The organism is Chitinophaga sp. W2I13, from assembly GCF_050434005.1.
GTDB lineage: Bacteria > Bacteroidota > Bacteroidia > Chitinophagales > Chitinophagaceae > Chitinophaga.
In genome coordinates this window covers 2671708-2687023 of record NZ_JBNPWD010000001.1, presented here as the reverse complement: position 1 = coordinate 2687023, position 15316 = coordinate 2671708, and the positions used below count along the sequence as shown (strand labels likewise).

The 15316-nt window shown below is 41.4% G+C and carries 10 protein-coding genes; 3 read left to right on the top strand and 7 right to left on the bottom strand.

Translation table 11 applies throughout. The annotated features are described in order from the left end of the window. Positions 1-3: 3 nt before the first annotated feature. The 5 genes from QFZ48_RS10915 to ybeY all read right to left on the bottom strand — a co-directional run bounded on the left by QFZ48_RS10915 (position 4) and on the right by ybeY (position 7396). On the bottom strand, positions 4-417 hold the full coding sequence (locus QFZ48_RS10915) for a hypothetical protein (protein WP_429043120.1): 414 nt from the start codon (positions 415-417) through the stop codon (positions 4-6). A gap of 109 nt (positions 418-526) precedes the next feature. Further along, a complete protein-coding gene (locus tag QFZ48_RS10910; RefSeq protein ID WP_429062260.1) occupies positions 527-1888 on the bottom strand; it encodes an outer membrane beta-barrel protein in 1362 nt (453 codons plus the stop codon). Further along, positions 1881-2468 carry an RNA polymerase sigma factor gene (locus tag QFZ48_RS10905; protein WP_370908866.1) on the bottom strand — a complete coding sequence of 196 codons (588 nt, stop codon included), beginning with the start codon at positions 2466-2468 and terminating at the stop codon, positions 1881-1883. Before QFZ48_RS10905 ends, QFZ48_RS10910 begins: the two co-directional genes overlap by 8 nt. A 351-nt stretch (positions 2469-2819) precedes the next feature. Continuing rightward, positions 2820-4688, bottom strand: a complete 1869-nt coding sequence (gene mnmG / locus QFZ48_RS10900; protein ID WP_429062258.1) for a tRNA uridine-5-carboxymethylaminomethyl(34) synthesis enzyme MnmG — start codon at positions 4686-4688, stop codon at positions 2820-2822. Positions 4689-6967: 2279 nt separating this feature from the next. Then, positions 6968-7396: an rRNA maturation RNase YbeY gene (gene ybeY / locus QFZ48_RS10895; protein ID WP_429043128.1), complete on the bottom strand. Its 429-nt coding sequence runs from the start codon at positions 7394-7396 to the stop codon at positions 6968-6970. A 162-nt stretch (positions 7397-7558) separates the two neighbouring features. Here ybeY and QFZ48_RS10890 point away from each other — a divergent pair, with 162 nt between their 5' ends. Then, positions 7559-7795: a FeoA family protein gene (locus QFZ48_RS10890; RefSeq protein WP_429043131.1), complete on the top strand. Its 237-nt coding sequence runs from the start codon at positions 7559-7561 to the stop codon at positions 7793-7795. 1613 nt (positions 7796-9408) lie between these two features. Here the strand turns inward: QFZ48_RS10890 and nadA are convergent. Further along, positions 9409-10410, bottom strand: coding sequence for a quinolinate synthase NadA (gene nadA / locus QFZ48_RS10885; protein ID WP_370908870.1), 1002 nt, complete (start codon positions 10408-10410; stop codon positions 9409-9411). Between the two features lie 771 nt (positions 10411-11181). Here nadA and QFZ48_RS10880 point away from each other — a divergent pair. Both QFZ48_RS10880 and QFZ48_RS10875 read left to right on the top strand, forming a co-directional pair. Next, positions 11182-13272 carry a peptidylprolyl isomerase gene (locus QFZ48_RS10880; protein WP_429043136.1) on the top strand — a complete coding sequence of 697 codons (2091 nt, stop codon included), beginning with the start codon at positions 11182-11184 and terminating at the stop codon, positions 13270-13272. A gap of 140 nt (positions 13273-13412) precedes the next feature. Next, positions 13413-13919, top strand: a complete 507-nt coding sequence (locus QFZ48_RS10875) for a DUF2480 family protein (RefSeq protein ID WP_370908872.1) — start codon at positions 13413-13415, stop codon at positions 13917-13919. Here the strand turns inward: QFZ48_RS10875 and corA are convergent. Further along, positions 13916-15022 (bottom strand): magnesium/cobalt transporter CorA, encoded by a 1107-nt coding sequence (corA, locus tag QFZ48_RS10870; protein ID WP_429043139.1) that lies wholly within the window; start codon positions 15020-15022, stop codon positions 13916-13918. The two genes, QFZ48_RS10875 and corA, sit on opposite strands and share 4 nt — an antisense overlap. Positions 15023-15316: the final 294 nt, after the last annotated feature.

Here is a 15316-nt window from a genome sequence, read left to right as displayed (position 1 = left end):
GCCCTAATCCTTGTCTTCATCCAGGTCGAGGAACTCACCGTTATCTTCTTCCAGATCTTCGTGTCTGTCGCCTCCTATGCTGTAAATATTGTTTTCCTCATCCTCCTCTCCGATAGCTTCTGCTTCATCGTCGAGTTCAGCACCGGGAATATCAAGGTCATCTCCCACTTTATCCTGGCGCCAGGTTTCTTCCTGTTCATTATTTTCCCTGGACTTCTTTTTATCAGGCGATAATTCACTGTTTCTACGGAAAGAGCCGGTTACCTCGTTAATATCCAGGTCTACTTCTTTATCCCGGTTCTTTTTATTCATGATATCTTCGCTGGCAGGATATTCGGGGTATCCGGGAAACTGATCATCTTCATTTTTAGGTAGTTGTTGATCTTCCTTTCCGGTTTTATTCTTTTTGTTGCTCATAATCAAATCTTTTATTGAGTAGGAAAGCAGAAAATGCCATGCCACATAAAGCAGCAGGCATTGTATCAGGATGATAACAACGCAGCAGAATGATTGTTTACAGGATGGATCAGCGTTTTTTTCCTACCAGGTTTAACTGTACTGATAAGCCGGCAGAGTACAGTTTCACCTGTCCCAATCCGACCCCATGCAGGGGAATTTTTGCATATGGCTGTAGCCCAACAATTAACCTTCTTCCGGCAGGGTGCTGGTAAAGGGCGCCAACATTCAGTATGGCAAGATAATGCTGGTTTTCATTATCTACCGTTCTTTCCTTTTCGGGAGAATACTTGTATACATATTCATACTTTTCTTTCAGCATAAAATAGTTAGAGATACCAAGCGTAGCACTCACTGTATTATTTTTTACCTGCAAGAAAGTATAATTTATATTCACAGGTATATCGAGCACATCACAATTCGCATTTACCTTAACAAGAGGATCCCATGAACTGTTGTAAGGACTTTTATAATCACTGCTGGTAGCGCCATATAGCTTCTTACTGTATACAACTCCGCTTGTAACAAACCAGTGCTGGTTAAAATAATAATGCGCCAGTACACCGGCGTTAAAGCCGACGTTTCCATATTTAAAAGAGGGCGCAACGTTCAGATCTGGTCCGAAAGTTACTCCTATATACAATCCTTTTGAGTTGATCTTCCGACGTACGGGTTTTTTATCCTGATCCGGCTGTAACTTAGTATCTACGGGTATTTCAACAGGTCTTCCTATTTTCGTATATACGTTAAAGTTATTACTGTTCTTTGTTTTCAGCAGATCAAAAGCGGCGTGATTAATTGTTGGGGGTACACCTTTATCATTTCCTGTTTCTTTTCCTGCATCAGCAGTAATATCTGGTGTAGTTGTTTTTTCCGGTATATCCTGACCTGTTGTTTTATTTGCCTTCGGCAGATAGGTGTTTGTCTGCGAAAAGGTTTGCTGACGGCCGGTGTTTACGGCTGTTGTATTTGTTTTTGGCAGATGGATTCCTGACGGGGAAATTGTTTGCTGTTGGGCGGAATTTTCTGTCGTAGTATTTGTTTTTGGTAGCTGTTTACCTGATGATAAGTCGCTGTTTTGCTGCGTTTTTGTTGCTGTTGACGTAATTGTTCTTGTTCCGGGCAGTTGTACTGCACTGCTATCCGGCGTGGCAATACGCTGTCCGTTTGTTGTGATGGTATGCGCTTGTTGATCTTGTGTGGAATCTACTGTTGCACGTGAAACTGCTTTATCCGTTGCTGATGGTTGCATGATCCACCAGCATAAACCACCCAGCACAGGCAATAACAACAGCCACCACCAGCCTGCTGGTCGTTTCTTATTATTTCCTGCACCAAGCTTCGATTCCATTTTTTTCCAGGCATCCTGGTCAAAAGGAATATCAGCTTCATTCAGCTTATTACGGATACTATTTTCAAACGCGTCATTCATTTTTGTATAAGGGCATATTTATGTCTATTCCATCAGCAGTGCTCATGGATGCTTTAATAATTCTTTCTTTCAGTATTTTCTTTGCTTTAAATAGATTCGATTTGGAAGTTCCTTCTGAGATTCGCAACATACCTGCTATTTCCTGGTGCTGGAAGCCTTCCATTATATACAGGTTGAAAACAGTTCTGTAAGCCGGAGGCAAAGCCTGTACATGTTTCAGCAATTCATCATAGGATAGTTTGTCAATAATTTTTTCATCCGTTCCTGGTTCCGGTACCTGGTTAATATCATCAGTAAAAACCAGTTTCTTTTTACCTCTTAAAAAATCGATGGCGGTATTCACCATAATTCTGGCCAGCCATGTTTTAAAAGGCCGGGAGGTATCGAATGTTTCAATGTGTTGGAATATTTTAAGAAATCCGTCGTTCATAATTTCAACTGCCTCATCTCTGTTCTGTGCATATCGCAAACAAATGCTGAGTCCATACCCGAAAAAGTTCCGGTATAACGCTTCCTGACTGCTGCGTTCTTTTCTGCAGCAACCGGCAATCACTTCATTAATATTATTCAGCTCATGCACAAAAATATTCTTACCTGCTTTTGGTATTAGGTGCTATTATTTTTTTGTCAGGGAATAATTGTTTAAATAAACTCCAGGCTGAAGATAGATACGGTGGAAAATCAAAAAAGGTTGCTTTTTCCGGAAAAATAAAGTTCTGGTTCAAAAACATGCATTTTTAGCCGTTTTTATCCCTTTTACCCCTTTTCTAACACTTATATCCATCAAAGAAGAGATCATTAAAATTTACCGCGTTTCTGAAGGTCGATTTTCGGGCATTTTTGCTCATTTTTTGTCTGTGCCCGGTGATAAACCAAAAAAAAACGGGCAGATTGTAAGAACAACACTACCCGCTATAAAAGCTTTATATTTTTATCGTCCCATATAAACCATCAGGATTTGTACATCACTTGGATTAACTCCACTAATGCGACTTGCCTGGCCAAGGGTATGCGGACGAATTTTATTAAATTTCTGTCTTGCTTCGTTCGACAATGAAACCAGTTTTGCATAATCGAAATTGGAAGGTATCACGAGATCTTCCAGTTGGCTCATTTTCTGCACCAGTTCATTTTCCTTTTCAATGTATACATCATACTTGATCTGGATTTCTGCCTGTTCCAAAATATCCTTACTAAATCCGGCGAGTGCCTGTCCTATTTTTTCCACCTGGTCTTTCATGGCAAAAATATCGAGTCCCGGACGTAATAAAATCTGGTGCGCTTTCTGTTTTTGGGTTAACGGAGCAGATGATTTCTCTGCAAGTAGTCCGCTGATTTCGTCCGGCTCTATGGACAATTCTTTCAGGATGCGCTTAATTTGTTCTACGCCTTGTCTTTTTTCCTGCACCTTCTGCATTCTTTCTTCAGAGGCCAGCCCCATTTTATAGCTCCTTTCTGTCAGGCGCAGGTCGGCATTGTCCTGGCGTAACAGGGTGCGGAATTCTGCCCTGGAGGTAAACATACGGTAAGGTTCTTCGGTGCCTTTATTAATCAGATCATCGATCAGCACTCCAATATATGCTTCACTTCTTTTCAACACAAAAGGTGCTTCTTCCCGGGCCTTCAGGTGGGCATTTATGCCCGCCATGATACCCTGGCATGCAGCTTCCTCATATCCGGTAGTGCCGTTAATCTGCCCGGCAAAGAAGAGGTTTTGAACATGCTTGGTTTCCAGGGAGAACTGAAGCTGGGTTGGTGGAAAGAAATCGTATTCAATGGCATATCCCGGCCGGAACATCCGGCAGTTTTCAAATCCTGGTACCAGGCGAAGCGCTTTCATTTGCACATCTTCCGGCAAAGAGGTAGAGAATCCGTTTACATAAATCTCCACGGTGTCCCAGCCTTCTGGTTCCACAAATAACTGGTGGCGTTCTCTTTCTGCGAAGCGGTTTATTTTATCTTCAATGCTGGGGCAATAACGGGGACCTGTTCCCTGGATACGTCCCTGGAACATGGGCGACCTGTCAAAACCAGTACGGAGCATTTCATGTACGGCATCGCTGGTATAGGTAATCCAGCAACTTCTTTGTTTTGCGGGTTTAATTCTTTCGACATCCAAATAGGAGAATCCAACAATCTCTTCATCCCCTTTCTGTTCTTCCATTTTTGAATAATCGAGGCTCCTTCCATCAATACGTGGAGGTGTACCTGTTTTCAAACGGTCGCTTTCAAAACCCAGGGAAACCAGTTGTTCTGTAATGCCCGTGGCCGCTTTTTCTGCTACCCTGCCACCGCCAAATTGTTTATCCCCGATATGGATTACACCGTTGAGGAAAGTCCCGTTGGTGAGCACCACCGCCTTCGCCTGGATCTCATGGCCTAGTCCGGTAACAACGCCGTGGCATCTTCCATCCTTCACTAAAAGGCCTTTTACCATATCCTGGTAGAAGTCCACATTCGGTGTTTTTTCCAGTGCTTCCCTCCATTTTGCAGCGAAAAGCATGCGGTCATTTTGCGTACGGGGGCTCCACATAGCGGGGCCTTTCGACCGGTTGAGCATACGGAACTGGATCATAGACTGATCCGTTACTATCCCGGAATATCCTCCAAGCGCATCTATCTCTCTTACAATTTGTCCTTTGGCAATGCCCCCCATAGCGGGGTTACAGCTCATTTGAGCAATGGTTTGCATATTCATGGTTACCAACAAAACCTTGGACCCCATATTGGCAGCAGCGGCAGCGGCTTCACAACCTGCGTGTCCTGCGCCTACAACAATTATATCGTATGATGGAAACATAATAACTTTAGAAAGTGCAAAATTACGTAGAAGAAAGGAGAATGTGGTTGCCAATGTGAATGTTCCACGTGGAACATTCCGTAGAGGATTCAATAGCTCATTCTTAGCATCTTCTTTTATCCTGTTAATGTTTCACGTGGAACATAATTAGCCGGCAAGAGATGTAAAGTTCTCCATTAGAAAAGGATGCTATCCTGATTCAAAACCTTTTCATTAGTTATGAATCACCTATTAGAAGATCCGGTAAACATCAGAAGTATGATGACGAATACGCTCTTTTTTTCATCGATTTTAATTATCTCTTTAGTCTTTCCCTTTAGACACTTATTCAAATCCTCTCTCCTCGCATAATAATACACTGGAGAATCCCACTGCGGGAAGTATCTCTTTAAGTTGTAAAACACTTCCTCCGGAAATGAAAATTGCTTCCCGGGTGATGGGTACCTATATCTTTAAGAAAACTCCAACAAATAGTGAATCCAAAGCACTATCATTGTTTGTAGCTCTTGCAGTTTCTTGATACAAATGCAAGAAGCAATTAAGAATACACTTGACACCCCGGCTCAAAGTCCATCCACTGTCATAGAAACTCAGTTATATAAATCTGTAAATGCTGCTCTCCTGCATCATTTATTACGCAGATAAATCTACTCTTAACATGGAGAAGTTGCTCAATAGTAATTCTGTGATAACAAGCCGGCTGGCAGAAAATAAACTCCAGGAAACCGGGCATCCTAGGTTTCTCTCCATTATCTAAATTCTATGCCTTTTCAATCTGCATAACTAAATGCTAAAGCCTCAGTTTGCTTCTGGTATTATCAACAGATTCCTCAAACAACATCTATAGGTAAAGCTGGAATAGCAGTCCTAAATTGGCTCACAGGCATGGAATATCAAATGATATTCAGCAGAGCTGCGTATAAGAAGAATGTCCCTATTCTTCCAAAGCTTGTTAACATCACTTGGTTGTTTTGGAAAAAGAATTGAAGGTCCCGTGTCACTAAATTCGGTAAAGAGTACCAAATGTCTCACCATCAACAAATACGGCTGAAGAAAATGCAGCGGCGCCTACCTCCCATGAGCATTACCACTATAGCCATAATCTAAAACCAATCTGGCGATATCATATTCACTTGAAACGGCATGCATAGATCATCATATGACTTGATAGAAATCAAAAGCCCAGATAAAGAAAGAAACAGCATTATCATGCTTATTATACGCCGGTTCCCCCTTGTGAATTACGCCCCACCTCTTAAACCTTACAAATCAAAGCTCGGTTTTTAAATAAATCCCTTTTTAGATGTTCCACGTGGAACATCTAAATTTGTTCTTTCTTATAGTAAATCTTTTATTGGAGGCACTTCATGAAATGTAAAGAATTCTGTCCTTGCTTATGAACACCATAACAGAATATCTGCCGGAATAAGATTAACGGCACCATTCGCAATATTAAACAGGAAATCGTTTTACTTGATTCCAAGCCTATTCATTCCCATAACCCTAAATGGGAATCCCCTCCCAAAATGCTACATGCAGAAAAATTGAAAAGATTTATAAGCACAACACTTCCCTAGTGGATAATATCCAGTAACACAATGTTGTCCTGGCTGTACTGTACAAACATATAACCAAATGCCTCTTACCCCAGTCAATATCCCTTCCTTCTCCCCGCTATATCGAAGGTCCAGGCCAAACGAAAACTAGTGCTGTAAACCAAATACAGGATTTACAACCCACACTGTAAACTTATTTCAGGACTTAAAACCTAAACAGTAAACTTTAAACAGGATCATCAAGCAAAAATGCAATCCAATTCAAGGACCTTTGAATAAAAAATGGAAAATCAAAACGAAAGCCTTGGTTACTTTGTTACTGTAAAGCTATTACTGCACCGAAAAGCAACATTGTAAGCTAAATCTGTGTTCGACGCTGGGGGTGTAAAGTTATTCCAGTATAACCACCCTGAGCTGTAAGGTTCTTTTCGGTATAAAACAGGGCATAGTGTATTGTAAGTGTATGGGAAGTGTATTATGAGTGTATGAGGAGTGTATTGTGAGTGTATGGGAACTATATGGGAACTATATGGGGACTATATGGGGACTATATGGGGAGTGCGACACATACGCTACTCCTAAGTAACTGAGAAGTATCCGAGAAGTATACCACGGGTAATAACGCTATATGCAGGATCCCAGGTTTTATAACGCCCAGGTTAATCATCTCCAACGATTCCAAACAATGAATGTTCCACGTGAAACATTGTAAGGCTCAAAAGCCTATTTACTACCGAAATACTTTACCAGGTACTCATCCTCTTTACTTCTCATAAGGACAGCGTCCTTTTTACTTTTGTCTTTAAAACCACATAAATGTAGTGCACCGTGAAAAATAACCCTGTGCAGCTCCTGGGCTACCGGTACCTTAAACTTATCTGCATTCTCCAGCACCCTATCCACGCTAATGTATATTTCACCTTCTGTAATGGCCGGATTCTCCCCCATTTCAAAAGTTACGATATCCGTATACGTGTCGTGCTGCAAAAACTGTTTGTTGATCTCCAACAAGTAAGCATCTGAACAAAAAACGTAGTGTAAACTCTCCAATCCCTGTCCTTCTGCAGAAAAAAGATCACTTAAAAACACCTTTAGCTTCCTCTTTTCTTTTAAATAATCCTTTACCTCGTGCGATGTAAACTGAATAGCCATCTATACTGAAAAAATTTATGTGGATGTAAAAGTAAAGTGAAATTTTGGATTGGATGACCTTTCTTTTTGCATATTGGCTATACAGCGGTAACTTTGCTTATCATTCATAAGTATGCTCCCCATTGTGCTGGTACTAAGTTTAAACAGATTAACAAGCAGGAAATGAAAAAAGGCATTATAAAACTATCGTCCCTGTCGACAGGAAAAAGCGCGATCATTATAGAATTTGCAAAAGACGATCTTCATATTAAACTGATGGAAATGGGCTGCGTACCAGGTGAAACAGTAAAAATTGAAAAAATTGCCCCGTTGGGAGATCCGATTTCAATTATGGTGGCTGGCTATAATTTGTCACTTAGAAAAACAGAAGCAGATCATATTTGGGTAGAGGAAATTTAGTTTTCCTCTACTTTTTTCTCGTTTTTATCCCCAAAACCAAGAAAATTTTATAACAAAAAGAGCATTTTCCGGAAAAAACACACTTTTACCGCTATTTTTCCACACATTCTTGAGCTTTTTTCTTCCTTCAATGAAATTTTGATGGACTCCCCATCTATTAACAAATCTTCCAAAAGAAATTCAGCTTTCTCTTTAGTTTCTTAGCCGAATTTTCCCTGATTTATTAACAATTTCTCCTTTTTTACCCCTATTCCGACATTTTATACCAAGAAATTTTTGAGGGAAATTCTTCTTCTTGTCGCCGACCAGATTCCGTTGTGAAACATTAACAATTTGCAGAGCGTTTAGAATGAATCCTGCCAAAATTCTCCGGCGTTCCCCTGCACAATTGAAAAACACGCAAATCTCAGCACCTTCTCAAAGCGCCTACAATGCATCCCCAGTGTATAATTCCCCAGGTATAAAAATATCCCCGATTCTCAAAGCGTACCCAATGAGCTGAGCGCGCCTCCGTTTTACAAAACCTGATCCGAGCCACGAAGAATAAAAATATTCAATTCTCAGCGCCCTCCTGAGCCGCTGAGAATTACACCGGAATATCATATCCGGACTTATACAACAAATCCTGTCGAATATTAGATTCTCAGATCACTACTTGCATCCTGACAATCGCCTGAAAATTTCCAGCGTGCATTTTTAAAAGCGGGTAAACAAATATTCAATTCTCAGGGCACTACAAGTGAAGTGAGATTGCGATGTAAATTAAATAAACAGGAACAAGTGCAAGGCGCTATTAAATATCAGATTCTCAGCGCCTCGACAAAGCGCTGAGAATCGCATGAAATATGTGTTGTCAAGGCTACCCCAATCAACACTCTATTCTCAGCAAACTACAAGTCAGCTGAGAATTGCATGAAATATAAAATCCCGGGGTAACCCCAGTAAAAAGAAAAAGAATCAATCCTCATAGCCTTCTTTAAAAATCAATAAGCTGCCGCGTCAGAAGGCATTTATTTGTTTCAAAAAACATGGCTGAAGAATCTCCTAACAACAGAAGTAGAGAGTCACTAACGAGAGAAAAACTGTATGGATCAAGGTAGTTGCAAAAAAATAAGGGGTTGACATTGTAATGAAAATCAAAACCATGGGGTATCCCTGTCATCTAAATAAATATTGAATTGTCAGGGCCTTAAAAAAGTAACTACTGAGACTTCCTTAAAAGAAAAATTACGCACACCATTCCACCCAAAGAAGAAATATCCCATTCTCACGCCAATATCAGCGCGCTGAGAATCAGATATTCCCTTAAATCCTTCACTTACCCAATACCTCCTTTTTATTTTTAATTCTCAGGACACTAAAAAACTATTTCAGAGGGTTTTTAACATCAAACAAATCAGGGCTGCCCGTATTATCGCGCTTTTATGGAGAATGGTATAGTCCAATCACAGATAAGAGATTCTCAGAGCCTTTGTAACACGCTGAGAATTAATCGGTTCGTACATAAATACGAAGGCCGTCAGAATACAAGATTCTCACGGCCCTCGGTAAATAGCTACTTTCCTATATGTAAAAAATAAAATTTAAATAGTATTGTTAATCAGTCAGTTAAACTAAAGCCCGGCTTGTGCGCTAATTTCCAGCATACGCTCAATTGGCTTTTTAGCGGCTATTCTCAGACTTTCTTCCATCGTAATTTCCGGCTGTTCGTATTCCATGCACAAATACAATTTCTCCAGTGTATTCAATTTCATGTGAGGACAGTCGTTGCAGGCACACGCGTTATTTGGCGGAGCAGGAATAAAAGTTTTGCCCGGATTTTCCTTTTGCATCTGGTGAAGTATACCGGTTTCTGTAACAACGATATATTCCTGCGCATCATCTTTCTGACTAAACTTCAGTAAACCAGTGGTGGATCCGATATAATCCGCAATAGCTAAAACTGCCGGTTCACATTCCGGATGGGCTATCACTTTAGCTTTGGGGTGACGGATTTTCAATTTTGTGATCTTTTCCAGTGAGAAAATCTCGTGAACCATGCAGGCGCCGTTCCATAAAACCATGTCCCTACCCGTTTTTTTGATCAGATAGGCCCCTAAATTCCTGTCGGGGGCAAATATGATCGGCTGGTTGTGTGGCACGCTTTCGATGATTTTCTCGGCATTGGAGCTCGTGCAAATGATATCGCTGAGCGCCTTGATACCCGCAGAGCAGTTAATGTATGAAATCACAATATGGTCCGGGTAACGGTCCCGGAACTTCTTAAACAGCTCCGGAGGGGCACTGTCGGCCAAGGAACACCCCGCCTTCAGGTCCGGTAACAGCACTTTCTTCTGGGGACTGAGAATTTTTGCGGTTTCAGCCATAAAATGCACACCCGCGAAAACAATCATGTCGGCATCTGTTTTGGCAGCCTGCTGACTGAGGCCTAAACTATCTCCGATGTAATCGGCGATATCCTGAATATCGGGTTCCTGGTAATAGTGAGCCAGGACGATAGCGTTTTTTTTCTTTTTCAAATTTTCTATCGCTTCAAACAAATCCAGAGAAGGATCGACTGATATATCCAAAAATCCGTTGCGTTGCAAATTTTTTTTCGCGTCAGCGATTTCCATAATCATAGCTATATACTTCTTTAAATATTTAAAAGAAAAGCCCACTACTATTAGGGCTGTGAATATGTGGAAATTTAATTTCCAGCTCACGTACAAATGTAGTTGTTATTCCTTTTTATTACGCTTTCCACACGAAATTAACATGCCATTTCCGCGCCAATACTGGGTTTTACTACTTTCATCCACATACGTGGATATCCTCCAAGGTTAAAATCTTTTTCGTGTGTAGTGTATTAGGAAAATGTTAAAAGAAGACATTTCGTACCCACATTTCCACCTCCGGGTTTTTAAGGGTAAATTTAACCACAATAACAAAATTAGTTTTACCTGTGAACAGAGGCACCTTTTCCCACCTTATTTTGCGTTTTACAGGGGTTTTTACACATCAATTGTGGAAAAGAATCTCTTGGGGATGAAAAATGGTCAAAATGCATACGGGGCTAATTTAGCCCCGTTTTATTCACAAATTTATGTGAATTAGAAAATCTGCTTTTTTCACATTTGTGAATAACCTTTTTTTAGGTTTTGACACTTAATTTCGGCCAAATACCTGCTGTAATCAGTGTTTAAAAATATTGGGCCCACAAAAAAAAGGAAGATGTTAATTGGCCCTTCATGTGGAAAACCTGTGAATGTTACATAGCCCACAAAAGTGTTATAAGCACCTGGAACCCTTTACTGTATTGAGTTTCAGAGTAAAAAATACTCTTTTGCAGTTACAGTTTATTTATTCTATTTTTGCTATCCTTAAAAATGTAGACTATATAATATATGTCAGTAATTCAGAAAATCAGGGACAAGTACGCCGTCATGATCGTTGTAGTGATTTGCCTGGCTATTGTTAGTTTCCTGTTGCAGGATGCCTTTTTTGGCAAAAGTTCTCTATCCCGTCGCGATACCAGCGTGGGTAAAGTAAATGGTGAAGATCTCGATTTGGCAGAGTATCAACGTCGAATTCAGGACGCAGAAAACAACGCGCGTCAGCAAATGCCTAATATTGACGAACAGACCCGTCAGTATATCCGCGAGCAGGTTTGGAACGAATTTCTGAATGAACAAATTATGCAGGCTCAATACAAAGTATTGGGTATCGACGTAACTGAGGCAGAAGTGGTAGACCAAATCAAAGGTAAAAACCCTAACCCGGTTGTGGTGCAGCAATTTACCCGCGATGGCCAGTTTGACCGTAATGCTTTGCAACAGGCTATTTCACAGGCAGGCAGCAATCCACAGATCCGTGAAGGCTTACACCAGCTGGAAAGCTATATTGCGAAATACCAGGAGCGTTTGAAATACGTGACCCTTGTTAAACAAGGTATCTACTATCCAAAATGGCTGGCAGCGCAACAGCAAAAAGATAACAGCCAAACAGCGACTGTATCTTATGTAAGCGTTCCCTATGCTACCATCTCCGATTCCACTATTAAAGTAACTGATGCAGAACTCGATCGCTTTATCCAGGATCACAAACAACTGTTTAAAGTGGAAGAGTCCCGTAAAATTGAATATGTATCCTTTGACGCTATCCCTTCTGCTGCCGACTCAGCAGCTGCTATTCAGCAGATAATGGCGATGAAGCTGGAACTGGATACCACAAAAGACAATATCGCCGGTTTTATCAACCGTAATTCAGATATTAAATATTACGACGGATATATTTCCAAAAATGAAGCAAAAGTTCCGATGAAGGATTCTATCGTGAATCTGCCTGTAGGAACTGTTTTCGGACCATACTACGATAATAACCTGATCGTTTTTGCGAAAATGATTGATCGTAAAAATATGCCCGACAGCGTAAAAGTACGCCATATCCTTATCGCTTCCGGCGCTCAGGGTGGTTTACCGGATTCCATCGCTAAAAAACGTGCAGATAGCCTTGAGCTGGCTGTAAAAGGCGGCGCAGACTTTAAAGCCCTGGTTGACCAGTTTTCCGATGATCCGGGTAGCAAACAAACCGGTGGTGAATACGAGTTGACTCCATCTTCCCAATTTGTTCCTGAATTCAAAGACTTCGCCTTCGATGGTTCAAAAGGCCAGGTGAAAGTAGTAAGAACACAGTTTGGTTACCATGTTATTGAGATCCTGGATCAGAAAAATATTGGTCCTGCTATTAAAGTAGCGTATCTCGGTAAATCTGTAGAGGCCAGCAAAGAAACTAACAACAACGCATTTAGCGCTGCCAGCGGTTTCGCAGGTAAAAGCGGTACTGCTGCTGCTTTTGAAAAAACAGTACAACAGGAAAAGCTGAATAAAAGAATCGCCGATAATGTACGTCCAATGGATTTCGTGATCCCCGGTATCGGACAATCACGCGAACTGGTACGCTGGGCTTACGAATCCAAACAAGGTGATGTAAGCAAGGTATTTACCTTCGATGATAAATACGTAGTGGCTGTTTTAACCAATGTACGTAAAGAAGGTACTGCTCCGCTCGCAGATGTACGTCCCCAGGTAGAAGCTGAAGTTAAGAAACACAAGAAAGCAGAACAGATCATCGCTAAACTGCAAACTCCGGCTACCCTGGATGCAGCGGCTAAATCTACTAACCAACCGGTGCTGAATGCAGAAGGCGTTTCTTTCGCTACTCCATTCATCGCTTCCCTCGGCTTTGAGCCACGTGTTGCCGGCGCATCTTTCAATAAGAACTGGGGTACTGCAAAAGTATCTGCTCCAATTGAAGGTAATGCAGGTGTATATGTGATTAAAGTAGACAGCTTCCAGCCGTCTGCCCAACCAGCCCAGGATATCGCTTCCCAACAGGCGGCTTACGAACAAGGTGTTAAATCCATGCTGGATCAACAGCTGTTCGAAGTGCTGAAAAAGAAGAGCGATGTGAAGGATACCCGTGGTAAATTCTTCTAAATCACTACATTTTTTACTGACATAAGAAAAGGGAAGCACTACTGCTTCCCTTTTTTATTTCCCCCTTTTAGTGCCTTTCTGCCCTTATTCCTATTCCTGCGCCGATATTCGTAAATTTGTATTCTTAAATAGGGACAAAAATGGAAGAAATCATAAATAAAGTAGCGCAGAGTGGACTGGAAACCATTGATTTAGAACAGTTTTACCCAAAAGGGGAAATTGTTGTTTTTGATATGAAGGATTACCTGTTTATGGAGCTCATTCTGAAAGAAAAGGATTTCCGGGCGGCTATGCAGTCGCACGACTGGGAGCAATACCGCGGAAAGAACGTGGGGCTTATTTGCTCTGCAGACGCCGTTATTCCTTTATGGGCTTATATGCTGGTGATGACCAACCTGGAACCGGTGGCGGCCTATGCTGCTTTCGGAGACGCAGCATTTATACACAATACATTATATCTCAGAAACCTGGGAGAAATTGACCTTTCCGCTTTTGCAGATAAAAGAATTGTTATTAAAGGATGCGGTGATAAACGGGTAGGAGAAATTGCTTACGCGGAAATTACACGCCTGTTGCGCCCGGTAGTAAAGAGTATTATGTATGGAGAGCCTTGCTCCACCGTGCCCGTGTATAAGAAGAAAAGCTAAAACCAGCCTCTTTTCCGGAAAAATAATACCATCAGCACCAATAATATCCCCATACCTCCCAATGTAAAATAATATCCATTGGGGGATGCCAGTTCAGGCATATGCTGAAAATTCATTCCGTAGATACCAGCAAGCAGTGTTGGCGGCGCCATTAATGTAGTTACCACCGCCAACACTTTCATGATTTCATTCATCTTCAGGTTCAACTGCGTATGATACATCTCCTGTAAGTTCAGCACCATATCGCGGTAGTTATCCGCCAGATCATTACATTGAATGATGTGATCGTAGATGTCCTTGTAGTATTTAGTTACTTTATCATCCAGCAGATCGCTCTCACTTTTCAGAAAGCCATTTACCAACTCCCTTACCGGAGCAATAGCCCGCTTGAACAGGAAAACCTGGCGGCGTAAATAATTAATCCGCGCCAACGTACGGGTGTTGGGTTGATGTTGAACCAGGTCTTCCATCATTTCAATCCGTTCCCCCAGCTTATCCATAACAATGAAGTAATTATCAATAATTACATCCAGCAATGAGTAACAGAGGTAATCGGCGCCACCATTGCGGATCCTGGATCCGGTTATCAGCAGCTTGGCCCGCACAGGGTCAAATACATCCCGTGCAGGGTCCTCCTGGAAAGAGATCACAAAGTTTCTGCCCAGTACAATACTCACCTGTTCCAGGTCGATAGATGAGGTTTCACTATTGAAATAAATCATGGGAAGCAAACAAAACATCCGGTCATTGATTTCATCCATCTTTGCCCGTTGGCCCACACTCAGAATATCTTCCTCAAGTAACGGGTGGATGATGAATTGTTCACATACCGCATGCACCTCTTCTTTCCTGATACCATCAATGTTGATCCAGCTTAATTGGGGAGCGTTGGCATATTTAAAGGTGTCCTCTATTTTGTTCAGCACCAGCTCTGAGCAAAGATTAATATTATAATCAAAAACGGTGATCTTGGTTTTTTCCACCGGCTTGCGGGATGGGACTCCTTCCGCCGGATTAAAGTTCATGATGCGTTGCTTCTTCACCTTGAACGGGTTTAGTACTTGTACTACGCCGGGAATAGGCAATTTATTTTTGAAGGCCATATATGCTGATGTTAGCAGGATTGATTACCGAATTTAAAGCAAAAATCCGTTAATAGTAGTGAGCGGAACTATCATACCGGGTTAATTCTATTTGTTTGAAGGGAAAGGGATTAGGTGCCGCGGTTGTTTGAAATCACTCGTACGGTGCCGAAAATATATGCGTAATTTAAATCCTATAGGACATGTGGACTATTTGTAGATGTTTGATAAATGAGATTATTTTTTTAGAGAGATAAAAAAAGTCGCCCGGCTGTAAATATGCCGGGCGACTTTTTTTCAAATCCGGTGAAGGAT